Source organism: Pacificibacter marinus (genome assembly GCF_018860665.1).
In the GTDB taxonomy this organism is placed as follows: Bacteria; Pseudomonadota; Alphaproteobacteria; order Rhodobacterales; family Rhodobacteraceae; genus Celeribacter; species Celeribacter marinus_A.
Genome location: NZ_JAHKPK010000065.1, coordinates 18,104 through 37,241, shown reverse-complemented (window position 1 = coordinate 37,241; position 19,138 = coordinate 18,104). Strand labels below are relative to the sequence as shown.

Below are 19,138 nucleotides of genomic sequence, written 5' to 3'. Positions count from 1 at the left end.
GCGCGGGTATGGTTTTACATGTTTTAAAGGTCTTTGGCCGCATGGGCATAGGGGCCTTATCGCTGTTTGGAGCTTGCTGCGGGCATTTGCGACGGAAAACCGTGATGCGCGCGTATCATCTTTATACCCACTTTCCTGCAGTGTTGCGTTTTGCAAAGGATACCCAACAGATGACTATGCTCCGAATTGACCGCAGCCTTGCTGCGATATTGCTTTGCCTTGCTGCCAGTGGTCCGGTTTTGGCCCAAGACACTTTTACACTGACAAGCCCTGCGATCACTGATGGTGGTGATCTGCCAGCTGATATGAAATGTTCGCGCGATGGGGGCGATGGACTGTCACCGCCGTTGGCGTGGTCTGGCGTGCCCGAGGGGACCGAAAGCTTGGCCGTGATCATGCAGCATTATCCACGGGGGACGGTTGAAGGTGTCGATGCGCCGAGCCAATATTGGTTGCTGTGGAATATCCCGCCCGAGACCACAGATTTGCCGCGCGGCAATCCTGCGTCTGTGGGGGATGAAGGGTCGGACAAAGACGGGCGCTTTACCGGTTACACACCGCCTTGTTCACCGGCAGGCGCACGCCATGAGTATAAGATCATTCTCTATGCCCTCAGCGCATCCCCTAAGACCTTGCCCGCTTCCGACAGCCTGTCCGTCGACTGGACCGTGATGACGCAAGCCATTCAAGACGACGTGATTGCGTCCTCGTCATTTTCCTTTTGGAATTGAATGGGTTGCAGTTAGGGGGAAAAGTTTAGATTTTTCCCCGTAGGGGCTGTGAGCTGGCGGCGCGCTTGTGATTTATTGTGCCAATCCGCCTTAGTGCCCTGCCATACGGCCCGCCTGCTGTTGCGTGGGTGATGTCTGGACGATGCAGCATGTGTCGCTTAGAACTCAGCGCAGGTTGATCTGAAAAACAAGATCAACGAAATAGGATATTTTAGAATGAATGTTGAGCAGCCAAAATTAGGGCGGCGTGGAACGCTGTTTTTGTTGATTATTTTAGGGGCCTTTCCGCCGCTGACCATGGATCTGTATCTGCCTGCATTGCCGCAGATGGCCGAAGGGTTTTCGACCAGCCATGCCATGATAAACCTGACCCTCGGCGCTTATATGGCCGCTTTTGCGGTTGGGATGTTGTTTTGGGGGCCGTTGAGCGAGAAAACGGGGCGCAAGCCGATTTTATTTGCAGCCATCGCCATTTACATCATAGCGAGCCTTCTGTGCGCCATAGTGCCGAATATCGAAAGCCTGATCGGGTTTCGTGTGATGCAAGGGCTGTCAGGGGGCGGGGTGACTGTGGTTGGGACGGCCATCGTCAAGGATTTGTTTGACGGGCGCGCGCGTGAAAAGGTTATGGCGACGGTGATGTCTTTGGTGATTATCGCGCCGATGGTTGCGCCTGTGTTCGGGGCCTTTTTGCTGAAAGTGACCACGTGGCGCGCGATGTTTGTGGTGTTGGCGCTTTTTGGCTGTCTTGCAGCAGGCCTTGTCGCGCTGTACCGCGAAACAATTGAGGAAAAATCCTCCGCTCCAATTTCGAAATCATGGGGTCGTTTGATCTTTGTTCTGAAAAACCCACGGTTCGCGTATTTGTGGGTGTTGTTCTCGCTGGTGCCGATGTGTTTGATGGCGTTTTTGGGCACGGCGGCTTACGTTTATATCGATGATTTTGGCATGTCGGAGCAGGCTTTTAGCTATATTTTCGCGTTCAACGGGGCCTGCGCGGGCCTTGGGCCGATGCTTTACATGTGGCTGTCGGATCATATTCGGGTGCAAACCTTCGTTCTTGGGTGCCTTGGCGTGATCATCATGAGCGGTATGTGCCTTTTGGTGTTTGCAGCTCAATCCCAATGGATATTTGCCGCATGTGCCGGCATGGCGACGCTGTCGGTCATCGCGCTACGTGTTCCTGGGGCGAATTTGCTTTTGGAGCAACAGACCAAAGACACAGGCTCAGCGGCGGCGCTTATTCAATGCGGAGGCACTTTGATGGGGGCCATCGGCGTGCAGATTGTGTCGGCCAATGCGCATGATCTTATTCGCAACTACGGTCTTTTGGTGATGGCTGTTGGCATCATCTGCGCGATCATGTGGTTGGCGGTGCAGCACCGGTCGTTTGTGGCGGATAAGGTGTCTAAGCCTTTGTAACGCAAACTGACGCCTAGCACGTCAAGCAAAAGCCCCACCAAATGGTGGGGCTTTTGTTATCTAATCAATCCGTTTTAGCAAAGCACCAATAATGCCCGTCGTGGCGTCACGACTGGCTGGCCTGCCTCAGGCCTTGAGGATGGATGTGCCTGCGTATTCTGCTGTCGCGCCGAGTTCTTCTTCGATGCGGATCAGCTGGTTGTATTTGGCCATACGGTCTGAACGCGACAGGGAGCCTGTTTTGATCTGACCACAGTTGGTGGCGACAGCCAAATCAGCGATAGTCGCGTCTTCGGTTTCGCCTGAGCGGTGCGACATCACGTTGGTGTAGCGCGCGCGGTGGGCCATATCGACGGCTTTGAGGGTCTCGGAAAGGGAGCCGATTTGGTTCACTTTGACGAGCATCGAGTTGGCCACGCCTTGTTTGATACCATCAGCCAGACGCACAGGGTTGGTCACGAAAAGATCATCGCCCACAAGCTGGACTTTATCACCGATTTTGTCGGTCAAAAGTTTCCAGCCGTCCCAATCGTCTTCGTCCATACCGTCTTCGATAGAGATGATCGGGTAGTCGTCACAAAGTGCCGCCAAGTAGTCAGCGTTTTCGGCTGAGGTCAAAGATTTGCCTTCGCCTTTAAGCTCGTATTTGCCGTCTTTGTAGTATTCTGAAGAGGCACAATCGAGGGCAAGGTAGATGTCTTTGCCTGGGGTATAGCCTGCTTTTTCGATGGATTTCATGATGAAATCAAGGGCTTCGCGTGCGGAATTGATCGCAGGGGCAAAGCCGCCTTCGTCACCGATACCTGTGTTGTAACCGGCAGCAGTCAGTTCTTTTTTCAGCGTGTGGAACACTTCAGCGCCCATACGGATCGCCTCGCGGATGTTCGCAGCTGACACAGGCATGATCATGAATTCTTGGATGTCGATCGGGTTGTCAGCGTGTTCGCCACCGTTGATGATGTTCATCATAGGCACAGGCAAAACGCGCGCAGAGGACCCACCGATGTAGCGGTAGAGCGGCAAAGCGGAGTAGTCAGCGGCAGCTTTGGCTGTGGCCAAGGACACGCCCAAGATCGCGTTGGCGCCCAAGCGGGCTTTGTTTGGCGTGCCGTCGAGTTCGATCATCACGGCATCGATGGCTTCTTGTTCTGTGGCGTCCATGCCGACGAGCGCTTCAGCGATTTCGCCGTTCACGGCTGCGACGGCTTCCAAAACGCCTTTGCCAAGGTAGCGGGCTTTGTCGCCATCGCGCTTTTCAACAGCTTCATGCGCGCCAGTTGAGGCACCAGAGGGTACGGCTGCGCGGCCAATTGTGCCGTCTTCTAGGATAACGTCGACTTCGACAGTTGGATTGCCGCGGCTGTCAAGAATTTCGCGACCGAGGATATCAATGATGGTGCTCATGTGGGCGTCCCTTTTGAAAGAGGTTGGTTACAGGCCAATCACAGGCTTGATACCACCCCAGAACGAGGCGTCAACAATTGAGCGCTAACATAAGGTCACTTTGGGTGTTAGCGGTAACGGTTTTCGTGTTTTGGGATCGATATTCGAACCATAATAGGGATTGCTACTTTGGTTCTGTTTGATATGTTATAACATATCATCAAGAGTAAAGGACGAAAATGTCAGTACAAGATAAGCGCCTGCCAGTGACCGTGTTGTCCGGTTTTTTGGGAGCAGGCAAGACGACGCTTCTCAATGCGGTGCTCAACAATCGCGAAGGCCGCCGCGTGGCGGTGATTGTCAACGATATGTCAGAGGTGAACATCGACGCGGATCTGGTGCGCGACGGCGGGGCAAACCTCAGCCAGACCGAAGAAAAACTGGTCGAGATGTCGAACGGCTGCATCTGTTGCACTCTGCGCGACGATCTGTTGATGGAGGTACGCGCTTTGGCCAAAGAGGATCGGTTTGACTACCTGCTGATCGAATCCTCGGGCATTTCAGAGCCGCTGCCCGTGGCCGCGACGTTTGATTTTCGCGATGAGGAGGGCAACAGCTTGGCAGATGTGGCCCGGCTGGACACTATGGTGACGGTGGTCGATACGGTGAACCTTCTCAAAGACTACGGCAGTCAGGATTTTCTACGTGATCGCGGCGAGTCGCTGGGCGAAGAAGACGAGCGCACATTGGTGGATTTACTGGTGGATCAAATCGAGTTCTCCGACGTGGTCGTGCTGAACAAAATCAGCGCCGCTGGGCCAGAACGCCTTAGGGTTGCGCGCACCATTATCACTGCGCTCAATCCTGATGCGCAGATCATCGAGACCGATTACAGTGATGTGCCGGCCGAGCGTATCTTTGACACGGGGCTGTTTGATTTTGAAACAGCCTATGATCATCCGCTTTGGGCCAAAGAACTTTACGGGTTTGAGGATCACATCCCAGAGACCGAAGAATACGGGGTCTCGTCTTTTGTCTACCGCGCGCGCCGTCCGTTTCAGCCGCAGAAAATTTATGATTTGCTGCAAAGCGATTTGGCGGGCGTGTTGCGTGCCAAGGGGCATTTTTGGGTGGCAACTCGCCCCGATTGGCTGCTTGAATATTCATTGGCAGGCACATTGTGTACGGTGAAACCACTGGGGCAATGGTGGGCCACCGTGCCGCAAGATCGTTGGCCAACCCATGATCAAGGCGTTCAGTATTTTGAGCAACATTGGCAAGACCCGTTCGGGGATCGTCGGCAAGAACTGGTGTTCATCGGGGCGGATATGGACAAGACCGCATTGATTGCAGCTTTGGACGCGGCCTTGGTCGAAGACGAGGACTTTATCGCAGAACAATGGCAAGATTTTCCTGATCCATTTCCTGTTTGGAAAACCTCACCTGCGGCGGCCTGAGCCTGTGTAATGCCCCCATGTTCTGGCCCTGTGTTCTGACCCCGTGTTGTGAGACAGGATAAGATCCCAAAGAGCTCAGAGATTCCGCGAAAAGGTCTAATGACCTCATGAAACCCAACAGACCTGCGTATATTTTCTGCGCGGGTCTGTGTGCCGGCACTCTCAATCCGACGTCAGTTTAACGCCAATCAATTCCATCCGGTGCCCCGTCAACCGATAGCCAAGCTTTGCAGCGATCTTTTCTTGCAAGGCTTCGATATCAGGATCGTAGAATTCGATCACTTCACCGCTGTTCTCGTCAATCAGGTGGTCATGATGCGCGCGCCCCGCGGCCTCATAGCGTGCTCGACCATCGCCAAACTCCACCTTTTCCAAAATACCGCGCTCTTCAAAGGTTTTGACTGTGCGATACACCGTGGCGAGCGAGATTTTCGGATCGTGAATGGTGGCGCGTGCGAACAATTCTTCGGCGTCAGGGTGATCGTCTGACTGGTCCAGAACCATGGCGATGACTTTGCGTTGGTCGGTCATCCGAAGCCCGATTCCTGCGCAGCGTTTTATAATGCTGTCTGCCATGGGGCCTCCTCACGGTGTTTTGGGTGGTGTCAGGGATGGTGTATGGGCGCTGTCGAAATATGGCTTGTAGAAACCTGTGACGTCAAGGTCCAGCCCCTCAGCACCTTCGATGATCTAAATGCGTTTTCGTCGCACAGATTTAGTCCTCGTTTTAGAGCTTATTCACCAAAAGCAAAAAAATGCAGGAAATATCGCGTCTTTTGTCGCGGTATGAGGGTTTGTTAAGAACTCCATGCGATAGTCGGTCGAATTATTGAATGTGAGACATGCATGAATTTAAAAATGGTCCAATATAGGGATGTGCGCGTCTCACTTGGCAAGGAGCGCAGGATGTCACTGATGGAACGATCAAAAAGAGCTTATGACGAAGCCGTCAACGCAGAACATATCGCAAAGATCTTGCAGGCGGCACAGGAACTCGTTGTGAATGACGGCTTTAGCGCCTTTTCCATGTCAGCCCTGGCTAAACAAGCCAATTTGGCCAAGGGCACAGTCTATATGTTCGTGGAAACCCCGGAAGAAGTCTTTGCCGAACTCTATCTGGTGGCCTTGGAAAACTACATTTCCATGGTCTTGCCTCATGCGGCCATGGACACGGCCCTGACCGCTGAAATGCTGATCGCCGCCGAAGAAACCCCTTTGTTTTTAAAGCTTCTGGCGCGGTTTTCCACTGTGATCGAAGCACAGCTTCCACGCGAAGGTTTGATCGAAACCAAACGTGCTGTGGCTGTCCAGATGGACCGGTTCGCGGCGCGTTTGGTGAAAACCCGTGGTCTGCAAACACAAGCCGCAATAGAACTGGCACAGGCGCTCTTTGTGGCCTTGCAAGGGGCGTCTCATTTGGCCGCCGAAAAACCAGATGACTTCGACAGCCTGCCTGAGGATGTGAAAGCGCTTTATGATCTGTCAGATTTCGATGATGCCTTTGCGCGTACGGCACGTATGATCCTGCGCGGCGCGTCTTAAACAGATCATACCCAAAGCTGGCCTTGCATCATTTTGATGGCCGCCCCAGATATGGTGACGCCGTTATCATCTGCATGGGCTTTGATTTCAGACGGGCGCCCCATGTCTTGCCCTTGATACAGGGTCAAAGATACCGGTGCGCCAATGTCCGCTGATAACATTCGTGCCAAAGTCGCCGCCGCCGACCCAGTGGCGGGGTCTTCAGGGATATTGTCGAGCGGCGCAAACATGCGCAAATGTATCACCTCATGGCCCGCCTCAAGACTTGCGATGTCATCGCGCCAATAGGCGGCTTGAGAAAAATCACGACCTGAGGTGTAGCGGGCGTTGCCTATTCGCATCTCGGTCAAATCAATCTCAATATTTGACAGCGCTGCACGTGATGTCAGCGCGGTAAAGGTAAAGGGCACCCCCATGCTGGCCATAACAGGGGGCTTGGCAATATCTGTTTGCAACAGCCCCAAGGTTTTCGCCACCAATACGGTGTCAGGCTGCGCCAAAATTTCGACCGGTTGACTGGCGTGAAATGAGGCTGCACCCAGTTCGGCCTTTGCGGGTAATGCACCAACGCCAAGCTCCAATATTAAATCAGGCCCATGTCCCAAATCGGAAAGCGCTACGGAGGCCCCAATGGTGGGATGACCGGCAAAAGGCAGTTCCCGCGATGGTGTGAAAATACGCAGCCGCATCGTGTGCGCTGCATCTTTTGGCGTTTGAAAAAACACCGTTTCCGAGTAATTGAATTCCCGCGCGATCACTTGCATCTGGGCCGTACTTAGACTGTCGGCCTCAAACACAATGGCCAAAGGATTGCCTCCGAAAGCTTGATCTGTGAACACATCATAGGTGCAATAGTCTAGGGGGTGTCTTGGTGTCATATTCAGATATCCAACTCAGCTTGGCATCCCGCAGACGTCCCAAGGGCTGCCCGCGCGGGTACTCATTTTGGGACACAATATGTAAGACGTCGTGAACGTGTAAAGCGTCAAGAAAACGATACCTGCAAGTCTATGTAGCACTCTGTGTCGTACAGCACGGCGAAAGGCAAAACGTCACGATTTACAAGGTTTTTGACCGCGCTTTTATGGCAATGTCCGCCCAGATCGGCAAATGATCCGAGGCACGGCGGGACAGGTCCGTTTCCACCACACCTGCGTCACGCATCTCTAACGTGGCATCCAACGCGATCCGGTCCAGCGCCGCGACGGGGCGAGACGCGTGGAATGATTTTCCAGGGGCGATGATATCAAAGGCGTCTTTGAGCGGGTCCAAACCACCCTTGCGCGACCATTCGTTAAAATCACCCAAAATCACCGTGGGCTTTGCTGGCATCTTGGCCAGCGCCGCGCGAATGGCGTGCAATTGCTTTTGTCTATAGCTGCGCAAAAGCCCCAAATGCACCGCCACAACCCGCATGGTTTCCAAATCGACAGCCACCGCGCCGCGCGGCTCTAGCCCTGGCAAATCAAGCCGGTGCACTGCGTCGATCATGGCCGATTTGCGCACCAAAATGGCATTGCCGTGCCAGCCAACCGACACTGGCGAGGCCGCAACTGGCACAGCCGTGAAATCCGTATGGGTGTCGATCATCCGGTGTGGCAGGGCGGCGGGGCGCGCACCAAGGCGCATGTCAGCCTCTTGTAAGGCGACCACATCGGCGTCGATCCCGTTGATCACGTCTAAAACCCGTCCCGGAGCCCGCCGCCCATCGGTGCCGCGACATTTGCGCAGATTATACGAGGCCAATCGCATTTCTGTGCGGGCTGCTGTATCGCTGTGTTTGATATCCATAAGGTTAATATGGGGATGGCGCTGTGCATTTGCACCCTCAACAGGTCTCAGCTATCGTTTATTATGCTCTCTTGTCCGTGAAAGGCCAAAATATGCCCTCGAACCGTCCCAAATTGTCCTTTGCCTTGGCGACGGTGACCACCAAGGCCATCTGGCTGTTGCTGGGCGTCGCTTTTGTGGCGGGGCTGTTTACGGCACGCTATGCGGCGTCGTTTTTGGCTTTGGGGACCTTTGTTTTGACGCTGGTGCCATTTGTTGTGGCGCGTAAATTTGATGTTTATGTGCCGCGCCGGTTTATGGCCGCGATCATCCTATTCATTTTCGCCACCTTGTTTTTGGGCGAGGTGGTGGATTTTTACAATCGCTATTGGTGGTGGGATGTTGTGCTGCATGGCGGGTCCGCTTTGGGCTTTGGGCTGATCGGATTTTTGATCGTGTTTATGATGTTCCAAGGCGACCGATTTGCAGCGCCGCCCTTGGCGATTGGCTTGTTTGGATTCTGTTTTGCCCTCAGCATCGGCGCGCTGTGGGAGGTGTTTGAATACGCCATGGACCAGACTTTTGGCATGTCGATGCAAAAAAACGGGCTGCAAGACACGATGTGGGATTTGATCGTCGATGCAATTGGCGGCTTGATCGGCTCTGGGGCAGGGGTGATCTATTTGATCCGCGACAGCGATGCGCCTTTCGCAACATTTTTCCGTGATATCATCACGCATAACAAACGGTGGTTCGCCAAATACAGATCAAAATAAGAGCGTTATCAATGGCTTATGTGCCGCAGAACGTGTGCGGCACCACTTCATGAGGCTCAGGGGGGCGCGTGAGATCTATATCGTTCTCGGCCAAGTCCATCGGCGTGGACAAGACCTTTGCCAAGCGCTGCGCGGGGGCGAAATCGCCCTCAACGGCAGCTTGGATTGCTTGTTCCAGCCTATGTGTGCGCGGAATAACGCGGGGGTTTGCGGATTGCATCACGGCTTGGGCGTCTGGCAGATCTTTGATGCGCGCCTGCCATGTGGCGTGCCATGCGTCAAAGGCGTCACGGTCGATAAATTCATCGCGGGCGGTGCCTGAACTTAGCCCCGCAAAGACATTGGTGAAATCGGCGCGGGTGGTGCCCATCAGATCCAGCAGCTCTTGCGCAAGGTCCAGATCGGCATCGTCAGGGTCTGAAATGCCCAGTTTGGCCGCAAAAACCGTGCCCCATTCAGCTTGGAACAGCGCAGGGAAAGCGTTCAGGCTTTGGGTGAGCACCTCGACAGCCGCCTCTTGCCCGCCAAGCTCTTGGCTGAGCAGCGCCACGAAACTGGACCCAAGCTGCGCGAGGTTCCAACCGGCGATATTAGATTGCTGATCAAAGGCATAGCGGCCATTGCGATCAATCGATGAATAGACGGCATTGGCGGCATAACCATCGATAAAAGCGCAAGGGCCGTAGTCAATCGTTTCACCAGACACGGCCATATTATCGGTGTTCATCACCCCATGCACAAAGCCAAGCCCCATCCATTTGGCGATCAATTTGGCTTGAGCTGCGATGATGGCTTCATATGTGCCAATGGTGCCAGTGGCCTGCGGGAAATGGCGAGCGCGCACATGATCGATCAGCAGCTTTACGGCTTCGGTGTCGCGTTGTGCTGTGAAATATTGAAAGGTGCCGACACGAATATGGCTTGAGGCGACGCGGGTGATCACAGCCCCTGGATAAGCCCGTTCGCGTTGTACTTTCGCGCCGGTGGCTGTGGCCGCCAATGCGCGAGTCGTGGGCACATTCATGGCATGCATAAACTCGGACACGATATATTCGCGCAGCACAGGGCCGACCCAATTGCTCCCGTCACCGTTGCGCGAATAGGGGGTGCGGCCAGCGCCTTTCAGTTGGATGTCAAAACGGCCCTGACCCGTGACCACTTCGCCCAGCAAAATCGCCCGCCCATCGCCCAAACGCGGCACCCAGCCGCCAAATTGATGCGCCGCATAGACCTGCGCCAAAGGTTCAGCACCGTCAGGCACAGTGTTGCCCGCCAGAATGTCAGCGCGCGTGGCCCAATCGGCAACCCCAAGATCATCCGCGAGTGTGTTGTTAAACAGGATGATTTCAGGGGCAGGGACCTGTTCTGGTGTCACAGATGAGAAAAACCGTTCCGGCAGGCGTGCGTAGCTGTTGTCGAATTGGGTCATGAGGATCACCTTAGATTGGACCTGTCACAGTCGGGGCAGGCAGGGTCTGTCTGGCTTAAAGCGTGGCGATGCGGTCGGTCAAAAGGTCGAAAAACGCATCCGCATCTAGATCGCCCATAAACATCGCATTTGGCGCACGATCCGTCACGCCCCACCAATCGGCCACGGTCATGCCGCGGGTCAATTCGGACATGGTTTCGATCTCGACATTGATAAACCGCCCTTTGAACATATCAGGGGAGATCAGATAAGCGATCACGGTGGGATCATGCAAAGGCCCGCCCGCAGAGCCGTATTTTTCAATGTCAAAGCGTTCGAAGAAATCCATCCAGCCAAGCACAACCTCGCCCACATGTCCCATGTCTTTGAACGGGATCAACCGCTCTTGGGTCACCAAGGCTTTATGGGTCACATCCAGCGGCATCACGGTCAGTTTTACACCAGATTTGAAAACGATATCAGCGGCTTCGGGGTCAACATAAATGTTGAATTCGGCAGCGGGGGTGATGTTGCCCACCTCGAAATAAGCGCCGCCCATCAGCACGATTTCTTGCACCCGTTCGATGATATCAGGGGCGCGATCAAAGGCGGTGGCGATGTTTGTCAGCGGTCCCATCGGGCATAGGGTGACAGTTCCGCTTGGTTCTGATCGCAGGGTCTCGATAATGAAATCCACGCCGTGTTTGTCTTGCACGGGCATGGTGGGGTCGGGCAGCTCAATACCGTCTAAACCGGATTTGCCATGCACATGTTCGGCAGTGACCAAAGGCTGGGCCATCGGTTTGTCGCAGCCCGCAAAGACCAAAACATCACCGCGTTTTGCAACTTCGCAGACTTTGCGCGCGTTTTTCACGGTCAAAGCCAGCGGCACGTTGCCCGCAACAGCCGTGATGCCTAAGACCTCGATTTCTGGCGAGGACAAAGCCAGCAGAATGCCAACGGCGTCGTCTTGTCCGGGGTCTGTGTCGATGATGATTTTGCGTGGCAGGGGCTTGGGGTGCGTCATGGGTTAGATCCTTGATGGCGTCGTCAAGCGCCCACAGTGGCGCGGCCGTTTTGGGATGTAAAGCCTTAGCGGCGCACGACCCGCGCACCTGATGCACTGCGCACAGTTATGGTGCGAATGCCTGCCAGATTGGGGGCTGAAATAGACCGCGCGACGGTGATCCGGCGCTGCGCCGGCGTGCCAATAGCGGTGGCGGTATTGGGGGCGCGCAGGCGGAAATCTAGGACCAATTCTGTCGGGTTGTCTGTCTCGATACGTACCAATTCGGCATCATAATAGCCAAGGCTGGGGACAAGTCCCACGGCTGTGACAATGCCACCAGAGGCGGATTTGACGATTGAGACATCGGACAGGCTTGTTACCAAAGTGCGGGTGTCTTGGAACTCTGCATAGCCACTCTTGGGCGCGAGTGTGGGCAAAACTCTGATCCTTTGGCCCGTCTCGGTCAGTGCGACCTCTTCGGATGGGCCAAACCAATTGAGCGGATTGAAGCTTGACGCGCCAATACGCGCACAGCCACCCAAAAGGGACAAAGCCAAAACCGAAATGATCACCTGACGCCGCATGTCTTTATCCTTCAAACAGTCTGTTCATTGGCTATCGCACTTCGCGGCGTTTGAAAAGGGTTCACGCGCAAGAGCCGCGGGCAAAATCTGTGGCATCTGCTGGACCTTGCCTGCGCAAAGCACTATGTCAAAGACAAGATCAGACAGGAGCATCCCCATGGCCAATGAAACCTTTGAAGACCTCGCAGAGACCTTTGAATTTCTCGACGATTGGGAAGACCGTTACCGCCATGTCATCGATATGGGCAAGGCCTTTCCTGTGCTTGATCCCGCGTTTCAAGTGCCTGCGACTAAGGTCGAGGGCTGCGCCTCGCAGGTCTGGCTGGTGCCAAGTTTTGACGGGCAGGGCGCGGAGGCACGGTTTGATTTCTTGGGCGGGTCAGATGCGATGATCGTGCAAGGGCTGATCGCCGTGTTGCATGCGCTTTATTCTGGTTTGACTGCCGCTGAGGTGGTGAAAACCGATGCCGTGGCCGAACTTGGCCGTTTGGGTCTGAACGATCACCTGTCTGCGCAGCGTTCAAACGGTGTGCGCGCGATGGTGGCACGTATTCACGAGACGGCTGCAGCGCATTTGGCCGCTTAAGATCTTGAAGTCAGGAACTCTGTAAGATCGCCGTATCCTGTTTTGCGGTGTTCAAATTTTAGCCCCAATCGATCGGCGCAAACTTTGGCTTTCGCCAAAAGATCCGCATCGTCTGTTTGGGCCAAATAGACCAGATTTTCGTAATTGCCAAAATACATATCGCGCAGGTCTGGATAACGGTTCAAGCCCAGCGGCGTCCAGACGAAGGCATCGAATTGGCGGGCTAGAAAATCTGTCAGGAAAAAGCTGGTGACCTCGCCACGGGCGATGAATTGATCTGTGCCATCGAAAAACGCATAGCAATGCGGCGCGTCGATCATCACGGCCCCCAAGCGATCACAGGTCGCTTGCAACAGCCCGCCCGTGCCGCAATCGCCGTAAGCGATCAGAAAATGATCGTAGGTATCTTGATGCGCAATGATTGCGTTTTCAACGGCTTGTGGGATGTCTTTGGGCGTGTTGTGTAAAATCGCAGGCAGGCAGGTTAGGGTCAGATGATCCAAACCATTGAGGTTGATGATGGCCAAAACCTCACGCGCTAGGGCGCCGCAGGCAATGACCAAGGTCTTGCCCGCGCCAAATGGCAAAAGCCCCACATCACGCAGGGCTTCGTCCGTTATTTGGGTGTCAGGATCAGGCATCTGCCCTGATTAAACTTGGTTGTGGCGGCGCGCGATCATGGATTTCGCGGTCTCAACCGCAATCGCCGCGTCGTCACAATAGGCATCCGCACCGATGGCCTTGCCGAACTCTTCGTTCAACGGCGCACCGCCGACCAAAACGATGTAATCGCCACGTTTGCCCATCTCGGTCAACTGGTCGATGACCACCTTCATGTAGGGCATGGTTGTGGTCAACAAGGCGGACATGCCGATGATATCGCAGCCCTCATTGATGGCGGTGTTGATGTAGTCCTCGGCGGGGTTGTTGATGCCCAGATCGATGATTTCAAAGCCTGCGCCCTCCATCATCATCGCCACAAGGTTTTTACCGATGTCGTGGATGTCGCCCTTGACGGTGCCGATGACCATTTTGCCCATTTTCGGCGCACCGGTTTCAACCAAAAGCGGCTTCAAAATAGCCATGCCACCTTTCATCGCTTGCGCAGAGCGCAGCACTTCGGGGACGAACAAAATACCATCACGGAAGTCATCGCCAACAATCTGCATGCCCAAGACCAAAGACTTGGTCAAAATGTCGTAAGGCACCCAACCGCGGTCCAACAGAATGGTCACGGCTTCGGCAATTTCGTCTTTGAGGCCGTCATAAAGATCGTCCATCATCTGTTCGACAAGCTCGGAATCGTTGAGATCGGCTAGGATGAGATCGCCGTCTTGATCAGACATATGCAGTTCCTTTTGTGGCGGCACCGGTGAAAGCCTGTGCTGTTATATTTTGGCCTACCCTAAACAGAAGGGCTTGGCAAATGTTCTCATTTTGTTCTACATCTTGAGTATGGCATATGATTCCACACTTCCCCTTGGGCCGGCGCTGCCGCTGGGCCTCAAAGCAAAAGCCCGCGGAGCGTCCTCCAACGCTGTTGGCCGGTTCGAGCGGCTGGCCCGCGAAACCTATATTGACGGATGGGACGCGCCGTTCGAGGAAACGACCCTGCGCACCACGACCGTCGACGAGCGCCCGCGCAAAATTATGTCGCGCAACGAGAGCCCCGATTTGCCCTTTGACCGCTCGATCAACCCGTACAGAGGTTGCGAACACGGGTGCAGTTACTGCTATGCGCGGCCCTCTCATGCCTATTTGGGCCTGTCTGCGGGGCTTGATTTCGAGACGCGCTTGACCCGCAAAAAGGACGCGGCAGAGGTTTTGGCGCGCGAATTGACGGCCAAATCCTATGACGTGGCCCCGATTGGCATCGGCACCAACACCGACCCGTACCAGCCCATCGAGGCACGGGATCGTGTGATGCGTGATATCTTGACGGTGCTCAGCGATCACAACCATCCGGTGATGATCACCACCAAAGGCACGCTGATTGAACGCGATATCGATATTTTGCGTGGCATGGCCGCCAAAGGATTGGTGCACGTGGGAATTTCTGTCACCACCTTGGGGTCCACGTTGTCGCGCCAATTGGAACCGCGTGCGCCCGCGCCTGCGCGGCGTCTGAAAACCATTCGTATGCTCAGTGACGCGGGCATTCCGGTGCGTGCTATGGTGGCACCTGTCATTCCTGCGCTCACCGATCACGAGCTTGAGGCGATCATGAGTGCCTGCGCCAAAAACGGTGCGCAGGCCGCCAGCTATATCATGCTGCGCTTGCCGCGTGAGGTCGCCCCTTTGTTCGAAGATTGGCTGCGTGAACATGTGCCAGACCGCGCGGCCCGCGTGATGAACCGCGTGCGCGAATTGCACGGGGGCAAAGACTACGACAGCAGTTTTACCAAGCGGATGAAAGGGCAGGGCGAATGGGCGGATTTGATGGCGCAACGGTTCGACATCGCGCTCAACCGCACAGGTTTGCGGTTGAAACTGCCACGCTTGACGCGTGACATGTTTCGCGTGCCTCCCAAAATGGGGGATCAGCTGTCGTTGTTTTGACCGTTGAATGGCCATCTGCGGATCACCCTGTTTGGTTTAAGTGCGACGACGACGTGACGACGACCGGTCCCGTGTCGGGCCTTTGTCGTCTGTGCCGTCAGATGGCGACGAAAATCCGCCAAGCTTTTCGGCTATAAGTTCAAGGCTTGGGCGTTCGCCACGCGGGCGGGTTTCAAGTGCTTCGCGCATCGCACGCAAATGTACAGGCGTCGTGCCACAGCAACCGCCAATGATCGTGGCACCCGCATCGCGCGCCATACAGGCGTAATCGGCCATCAATTCAGGCGTGCCGTCATAATGGATGTGGCCATCGTGGTATTTGGGGATGCCTGCGTTGCCTTTGGCAATAATTGGTCGACCTGTGGCTTGGGCGGAAAACCCAAGAACCGTGCGCAACAGATCAGAAGATCCCACACCACAGTTGGCGCCGTAAGCCACGGGCGGGTTGTCGATTTTTTCCACCAAGTTCGCCATTTGGGACGAGGTGACACCCATCATCGTGCGCCCGGCTGTATCAAAGGACATGGTGCCCGCCCAAGCCATGCCTGCCAAACGCGCGCCTTCTGCGGCGGCGCGGTATTCTTCGGGGGCAGAAATTGTCTCGATCCACAAGACATCAACGCCGCCTGCCTTCAGGCCCTCGGCTTGCTCGTGGAACATTTCCACCGCGTCTGCAAAGCTTAGCGTGCCCGTGGGTTCCATGATGTCGCCAGTTGGCCCAACGGAGCCTGCAACGATCACGGTGCGGCCCGCTTTATCTGCCACTTCGCGACCGATTTCTGCGGCGGCTTTGTTCAATTCATGCACGCGCGATTGAGCGTCATGCAGTTTGAGCCGCGAGGCGTTGCCGCCAAAAGTGTTGGTCAGGAAAATGTCAGAACCGGCATCCACCGCACCTTGATAGAGTTTGGTGATGTTTTCAGGCTTGTCGACATTCCAAAGCTCAGGCGCATCGCCAGATTGCAGCCCCATGTTGAACAATGCTGTGCCAGTCGCACCATCGGTCAAAAGCCAATCGCGTTCGCTGAGCAGGCGGGTGAGGGCGTCAGTCATTGTGAAATCCGGTCTGTTTGGGCCGCGCTTTATAGGACGGGCAGTGTTTGGGTATGCGTGCGGCTCGGGGAGCCTCCCGCAATGGCTTTGAGGGCTGTTTGCCAGACTTGGGCAGATGAATCAAATTCATTCAAATCATAACGTTTATGAAAGTCATGCGAAATGGCGTGGTGAATCGGTGCGGTTTTGTCTTTTAGGATGGGGATTTTCGCAACAATCGCAAAGGGCCTGTGGGGCAAAGCCGAGGTGATAGGTTTGCGCTGCGACCTGACAATAAAGTATTAACCCACGGCAAGAATTTGCGAAATGTTTGAAGCTTTTGGGTAAGGTGTGCGGTCCGGTCTCATCGTAGCAGACCGTCGAATGAACGCCAGATCATGATGTTAAAAAACGGCCCAGAGAGCTGAGCCGTTTGTCGTTTTGCCGTGATCTAAAGCAGCTGTGTGCAGCAAGCGCGGCGTTTAGCCCGCCCGCAAGGCTTAGCCCGCAGCAAGCTGGCCTTTTGCCTCGATCAAGCACTCGGCGCGTTTTGCGCGGATCGCCGCCTCAGAGGATTTGTCCCCAAGGTCTGCCACAACTTTGCGGATCACATCGTCGTGGCCGGCTTCTTCAAAGTCGGATTTGATCACTTCCAAAGCATAGGCGTTGGCGTCGTCTTTGCCCAAAATTTCAGCCGCCCAAAGGCCCAAAAGCTTGTTGGCGCGGGCTTCGGCTTTGAATTGCATTTCTTCGTCATGGGCGAATTTGTTTTCAAAAGCAGATTCGCGTTCATCAAATGCTGACATGGTCAGTCCTCCGTTCGGTGTTTGATTAAGATATGACGCCCCTAGGCCTTGGCTTCAAGAGGGAATGGGCGCGCGCGTGGGAAAGTCGCACTTATGTTTGGGGGCTGCATAGGCGATGCGAACATGGTTTTGCGCAGTCCTTTGCCCCTTTATGACCCTTTGGTAACAGATTTGCGGGTTCAAATCCCTGCCGTGATCTTGCTTGGCCGCGCCGCTTGCCCTAAAGAGCCACCTAGAGCGGCTGGATGAATGATTCCCGGCCCCCATATCTATTGGAGACCCCATGGCGCGTGGTAAAAAAATCTACGAAGGCAAAGCAAAGACACTCTATGAGGGTCCAGAGCCAGGGACTTTGATTCAGTATTTCAAAGACGACGCCACCGCATTCAACGCCGAGAAAAAGGCTGTCGTGGATGGTAAAGGTGTTTTGAATAACCGTCTGTCCGAGTTCTTCATGGAAGGTCTCAACAGCGTTGGCGTGCCGAACCACTTTATCAAACGTCTGAATATGCGTGAGCAGTTGATCCGCCAATGCGAAATCGTGCCTTTGGAAGTGATCGTGCGCAATTATGCGGCTGGGTCCATGTCCAAACGTCTTGGCATCGAAGAGGGCACACGTTTGCCTCGTCCGATCATTGAATTTTCATACAAAGACGATGATTTGGGTGATCCATTGGTGCCTGAAGAATACATCATCGCCTTCGGCTGGGCTTCTCAGCAAGACATGGATGACATCGTCGCACTTGCCTTGCGGGTCAACGATTTCATGTCCGGCGTCATGTACGGTGTTGGCATCAAGTTGATCGATTTCAAAATCGAGATCGGCCGCGTTTGGGAAGGCGACTTCATGCGTTTGATCGTCGCTGACGAAATTTCACCTGATAGCTGTCGTTTGTGGGACATCGAGTCTGGCCAAAAGCTTGATAAAGATGTGTTCCGCCGTGACTTGGGCAACTTGACGGACGCCTATACCGAAGTGGCGCGTCGATTGGGCGTTTTGCCAACGAACGGTCCTGCCGCCAATTCGACTGTGATCAACTGAGCTGCGGCCCCGCCGCATCTTGTTAGACTGACAAAGACTTAGACCTCGCAAGACTTAGACCTCGAAAGAAAGGGTCCCTGACTATGAAAGCCCGCGTGAATGTCATGCTGAAAAACGGTGTTCTGGACCCCCAAGGCGCCGCCGTGCGCCACGCGCTTGGCGCGATGGGGTTCGACGGTGTCAACGATGTGCGCCAAGGCAAAGTGATCGAATTGGATCTGGCCGATGGCACCTCTGAGGAGACCATCAAATCCATGTGTGAAAAGCTTTTGGCCAATATGGTTATTGAAAGCTACTCGATCGAACTGGCATAAGCCCAACCCACGCGATCTAAGGAGAAAGCGCTATGAAAGCTGCTGTTCTTGTCTTCCCTGGTTCTAACTGCGACCGCGATATGGCTGTGGCCCTGCGTCAATCTGGGGCGGATGTCACCATGGTTTGGCACAAAGAAACATCCTTGCCTGAGGGTTTGGATGTCGTTGGTGTGCCCGGTGGGTTTTCTTACGGCGATTATCTGCGCTGCGGCGCGATTGCGGCCAATTCGCCGATCACCCAAGCGTTGAAAGTACATGTTGAGCGCGGCGGATATGCCTTTGGCATCTGTAACGGCTTTCAGGTCTTGACCGAAGCGGGGCTTTTGCCGGGTGCTTTGCTGCGCAACGCTGGTTTGAAATACATCTGCAAAACCACACCTTTAACTGTGGCGACAACAGACAGTGCCTACACATCGACTTACACAAAAGGTCAAGTGATCGGCGTGCCAATCGCGCATCATGACGGCAACTTTACCGCCGATCAAAGCACGCTAGACATGTTGGATGCGGAAGACCGCGTGGCGTTTCGTTACGCGGATAATCCAAACGGGTCGTCACATGATATCGCAGGTATTTTGTCGGCCAACCGCCGCGTGCTTGGCATGATGCCCCACCCAGAGCGGGCATTTGAAGCGGCCCACGGCAATGAAGACGGCAAAGGGTTCTTTGACGCGTTGGTGTCAGCAGTGGTGCCTGCCTAAGCACTGCCCTTTCGGG

21 protein-coding genes are annotated in these 19,138 nt (G+C 54.7%); 10 read left to right on the top strand and 11 right to left on the bottom strand.

The window, feature by feature from the left end; genetic code table 11:
• The first annotated feature begins 170 nt into the window (after nt 1-170).
• Nucleotides 171-731 (top strand): YbhB/YbcL family Raf kinase inhibitor-like protein, encoded by a 561-nt coding sequence (locus KO497_RS18720; protein WP_215945486.1) that lies wholly within the window; start codon nt 171-173, stop codon nt 729-731.
• Between the two features lie 216 nt (nt 732-947).
• The gene (locus KO497_RS18715) at nt 948-2,153 is read left to right on the top strand and encodes a Bcr/CflA family efflux MFS transporter (RefSeq protein WP_215945485.1); all 1,206 of its coding nucleotides are present in this window, start codon (nt 948-950) and stop codon (nt 2,151-2,153) included.
• A 126-nt stretch (nt 2,154-2,279) separates the two neighbouring features.
• Here KO497_RS18715 and eno read toward each other — a convergent pair whose 3' ends face one another.
• Entirely contained in the window at nt 2,280-3,557 is a 1,278-nt protein-coding gene (gene eno / locus KO497_RS18710; RefSeq protein WP_215945484.1) for a phosphopyruvate hydratase, read from the bottom strand.
• Nucleotides 3,558-3,775: 218 nt separating this feature from the next.
• Between eno and zigA the strand changes: the two genes are divergently transcribed.
• A complete protein-coding gene (gene zigA, locus KO497_RS18705) occupies nt 3,776-4,993 on the top strand; it encodes a zinc metallochaperone GTPase ZigA (RefSeq protein ID WP_215945483.1) in 1,218 nt (405 codons plus the stop codon).
• Between the two features lie 162 nt (nt 4,994-5,155).
• Here zigA and KO497_RS18700 read toward each other — a convergent pair whose 3' ends face one another.
• Nucleotides 5,156-5,569, bottom strand: coding sequence for a Fur family transcriptional regulator (locus KO497_RS18700; RefSeq protein WP_215945482.1), 414 nt, complete (start codon nt 5,567-5,569; stop codon nt 5,156-5,158).
• A 339-nt stretch (nt 5,570-5,908) separates the two neighbouring features.
• Between KO497_RS18700 and KO497_RS18695 the strand changes: the two genes are divergently transcribed.
• Nucleotides 5,909-6,535 (top strand): TetR/AcrR family transcriptional regulator, encoded by a 627-nt coding sequence (locus tag KO497_RS18695; protein ID WP_215945481.1) that lies wholly within the window; start codon nt 5,909-5,911, stop codon nt 6,533-6,535.
• Between the two features lie 5 nt (nt 6,536-6,540).
• Here the strand turns inward: KO497_RS18695 and KO497_RS18690 are convergent, their stop codons facing one another.
• The gene (locus KO497_RS18690) at nt 6,541-7,413 is read right to left on the bottom strand and encodes a PhzF family phenazine biosynthesis protein (protein ID WP_215945480.1); all 873 of its coding nucleotides are present in this window, start codon (nt 7,411-7,413) and stop codon (nt 6,541-6,543) included.
• A 181-nt stretch (nt 7,414-7,594) separates the two neighbouring features.
• Entirely contained in the window at nt 7,595-8,326 is a 732-nt protein-coding gene (locus KO497_RS18685; RefSeq protein ID WP_252729794.1) for an endonuclease/exonuclease/phosphatase family protein, read from the bottom strand.
• 92 nt (nt 8,327-8,418) lie between these two features.
• Between KO497_RS18685 and KO497_RS18680 the strand changes: the two genes are divergently transcribed.
• The gene (locus KO497_RS18680; protein ID WP_215945479.1) at nt 8,419-9,081 is read left to right on the top strand and encodes a hypothetical protein; all 663 of its coding nucleotides are present in this window, start codon (nt 8,419-8,421) and stop codon (nt 9,079-9,081) included.
• A gap of 16 nt (nt 9,082-9,097) precedes the next feature.
• Here KO497_RS18680 and KO497_RS18675 read toward each other — a convergent pair whose 3' ends face one another.
• The 3 genes from KO497_RS18675 to KO497_RS18665 all read right to left on the bottom strand — a co-directional run bounded on the left by KO497_RS18675 (nt 9,098) and on the right by KO497_RS18665 (nt 12,082).
• Nucleotides 9,098-10,510: a protein adenylyltransferase SelO gene (locus KO497_RS18675; RefSeq protein ID WP_215945478.1), complete on the bottom strand. Its 1,413-nt coding sequence runs from the start codon at nt 10,508-10,510 to the stop codon at nt 9,098-9,100.
• Nucleotides 10,511-10,565: 55 nt separating this feature from the next.
• Complete coding sequence (locus KO497_RS18670; RefSeq protein ID WP_215945477.1) at nt 10,566-11,516, bottom strand: nucleoside hydrolase; 951 nt, start codon at nt 11,514-11,516, stop codon at nt 10,566-10,568.
• A 65-nt stretch (nt 11,517-11,581) separates the two neighbouring features.
• Nucleotides 11,582-12,082 carry a hypothetical protein gene (locus KO497_RS18665; protein WP_215945476.1) on the bottom strand — a complete coding sequence of 167 codons (501 nt, stop codon included), beginning with the start codon at nt 12,080-12,082 and terminating at the stop codon, nt 11,582-11,584.
• A 157-nt stretch (nt 12,083-12,239) separates the two neighbouring features.
• Here KO497_RS18665 and KO497_RS18660 point away from each other — a divergent pair, with 157 nt between their 5' ends.
• Entirely contained in the window at nt 12,240-12,668 is a 429-nt protein-coding gene (locus KO497_RS18660; protein ID WP_215945475.1) for a SufE family protein, read from the top strand.
• Here KO497_RS18660 and KO497_RS18655 read toward each other — a convergent pair.
• On the bottom strand, nt 12,665-13,309 hold the full coding sequence (locus KO497_RS18655; protein WP_215945474.1) for a DUF1638 domain-containing protein: 645 nt from the start codon (nt 13,307-13,309) through the stop codon (nt 12,665-12,667). The two genes, KO497_RS18660 and KO497_RS18655, sit on opposite strands and share 4 nt — an antisense overlap.
• A 9-nt stretch (nt 13,310-13,318) precedes the next feature.
• Nucleotides 13,319-14,014 (bottom strand): corrinoid protein, encoded by a 696-nt coding sequence (locus KO497_RS18650; RefSeq protein WP_215945473.1) that lies wholly within the window; start codon nt 14,012-14,014, stop codon nt 13,319-13,321.
• Between the two features lie 109 nt (nt 14,015-14,123).
• On the opposite strand from KO497_RS18650, the gene KO497_RS18645 reads away from it, so the two are divergent.
• Nucleotides 14,124-15,227, top strand: a complete 1,104-nt coding sequence (locus tag KO497_RS18645) for a PA0069 family radical SAM protein (RefSeq protein ID WP_215945544.1) — start codon at nt 14,124-14,126, stop codon at nt 15,225-15,227.
• Between the two features lie 36 nt (nt 15,228-15,263).
• Here KO497_RS18645 and bmt read toward each other — a convergent pair whose 3' ends face one another.
• Together bmt and KO497_RS18635 are read right to left on the bottom strand one after the other, a co-directional pair.
• Nucleotides 15,264-16,280 carry a betaine--homocysteine S-methyltransferase gene (bmt, locus tag KO497_RS18640; protein WP_215945472.1) on the bottom strand — a complete coding sequence of 339 codons (1,017 nt, stop codon included), beginning with the start codon at nt 16,278-16,280 and terminating at the stop codon, nt 15,264-15,266.
• Nucleotides 16,281-16,759: 479 nt separating this feature from the next.
• Nucleotides 16,760-17,065, bottom strand: a complete 306-nt coding sequence (locus tag KO497_RS18635; protein ID WP_215945471.1) for a DUF1476 domain-containing protein — start codon at nt 17,063-17,065, stop codon at nt 16,760-16,762.
• A 283-nt stretch (nt 17,066-17,348) separates the two neighbouring features.
• Here KO497_RS18635 and purC point away from each other — a divergent pair, with 283 nt between their 5' ends.
• The 3 genes from purC to purQ all read left to right on the top strand — a co-directional run bounded on the left by purC (nt 17,349) and on the right by purQ (nt 19,122).
• Entirely contained in the window at nt 17,349-18,107 is a 759-nt protein-coding gene (gene purC / locus KO497_RS18630; RefSeq protein ID WP_215945470.1) for a phosphoribosylaminoimidazolesuccinocarboxamide synthase, read from the top strand.
• 83 nt (nt 18,108-18,190) lie between these two features.
• Complete coding sequence (purS, locus tag KO497_RS18625; protein ID WP_215945469.1) at nt 18,191-18,421, top strand: phosphoribosylformylglycinamidine synthase subunit PurS; 231 nt, start codon at nt 18,191-18,193, stop codon at nt 18,419-18,421.
• Between the two features lie 32 nt (nt 18,422-18,453).
• Complete coding sequence (gene purQ, locus KO497_RS18620; RefSeq protein WP_215945468.1) at nt 18,454-19,122, top strand: phosphoribosylformylglycinamidine synthase subunit PurQ; 669 nt, start codon at nt 18,454-18,456, stop codon at nt 19,120-19,122.
• Nucleotides 19,123-19,138 lie beyond the last annotated feature (16 nt).

Bases quoted from the DNA above. Each gene is read 5' to 3' on its own strand.
- purC (WP_215945470.1), top strand. From the start codon at position 17,349: ATGGCGCGTGGTAAAAAAATCTACGAAGGCAAAGCAAAGACACTCTAT.
- eno (WP_215945484.1), bottom strand. From the start codon at position 3,557: ATGAGCACCATCATTGATATCCTCGGTCGCGAAATTCTTGACAGCCGC.
- KO497_RS18670 (WP_215945477.1), bottom strand. From the start codon at position 11,516: ATGACGCACCCCAAGCCCCTGCCACGCAAAATCATCATCGACACAGAC.
- KO497_RS18635 (WP_215945471.1), bottom strand. From the start codon at position 17,065: ATGTCAGCATTTGATGAACGCGAATCTGCTTTTGAAAACAAATTCGCC.
- KO497_RS18655 (WP_215945474.1), bottom strand. From the start codon at position 13,309: ATGCCTGATCCTGACACCCAAATAACGGACGAAGCCCTGCGTGATGTG.
- KO497_RS18700 (WP_215945482.1), bottom strand. From the start codon at position 5,569: ATGGCAGACAGCATTATAAAACGCTGCGCAGGAATCGGGCTTCGGATG.
- KO497_RS18645 (WP_215945544.1), top strand. From the start codon at position 14,124: ATGGCATATGATTCCACACTTCCCCTTGGGCCGGCGCTGCCGCTGGGC.
- KO497_RS18695 (WP_215945481.1), top strand. From the start codon at position 5,909: ATGGAACGATCAAAAAGAGCTTATGACGAAGCCGTCAACGCAGAACAT.
- KO497_RS18660 (WP_215945475.1), top strand. From the start codon at position 12,240: ATGGCCAATGAAACCTTTGAAGACCTCGCAGAGACCTTTGAATTTCTC.
- KO497_RS18715 (WP_215945485.1), top strand. From the start codon at position 948: ATGAATGTTGAGCAGCCAAAATTAGGGCGGCGTGGAACGCTGTTTTTG.
- zigA (WP_215945483.1), top strand. From the start codon at position 3,776: ATGTCAGTACAAGATAAGCGCCTGCCAGTGACCGTGTTGTCCGGTTTT.
- KO497_RS18680 (WP_215945479.1), top strand. From the start codon at position 8,419: ATGCCCTCGAACCGTCCCAAATTGTCCTTTGCCTTGGCGACGGTGACC.
- KO497_RS18665 (WP_215945476.1), bottom strand. From the start codon at position 12,082: ATGCGGCGTCAGGTGATCATTTCGGTTTTGGCTTTGTCCCTTTTGGGT.
- bmt (WP_215945472.1), bottom strand. From the start codon at position 16,280: ATGACTGACGCCCTCACCCGCCTGCTCAGCGAACGCGATTGGCTTTTG.
- KO497_RS18675 (WP_215945478.1), bottom strand. From the start codon at position 10,510: ATGACCCAATTCGACAACAGCTACGCACGCCTGCCGGAACGGTTTTTC.
- KO497_RS18685 (WP_252729794.1), bottom strand. From the start codon at position 8,326: ATGGATATCAAACACAGCGATACAGCAGCCCGCACAGAAATGCGATTG.
- KO497_RS18720 (WP_215945486.1), top strand. From the start codon at position 171: ATGACTATGCTCCGAATTGACCGCAGCCTTGCTGCGATATTGCTTTGC.
- KO497_RS18650 (WP_215945473.1), bottom strand. From the start codon at position 14,014: ATGTCTGATCAAGACGGCGATCTCATCCTAGCCGATCTCAACGATTCC.
- KO497_RS18690 (WP_215945480.1), bottom strand. From the start codon at position 7,413: ATGACACCAAGACACCCCCTAGACTATTGCACCTATGATGTGTTCACA.
- purS (WP_215945469.1), top strand. From the start codon at position 18,191: ATGAAAGCCCGCGTGAATGTCATGCTGAAAAACGGTGTTCTGGACCCC.
- purQ (WP_215945468.1), top strand. From the start codon at position 18,454: ATGAAAGCTGCTGTTCTTGTCTTCCCTGGTTCTAACTGCGACCGCGAT.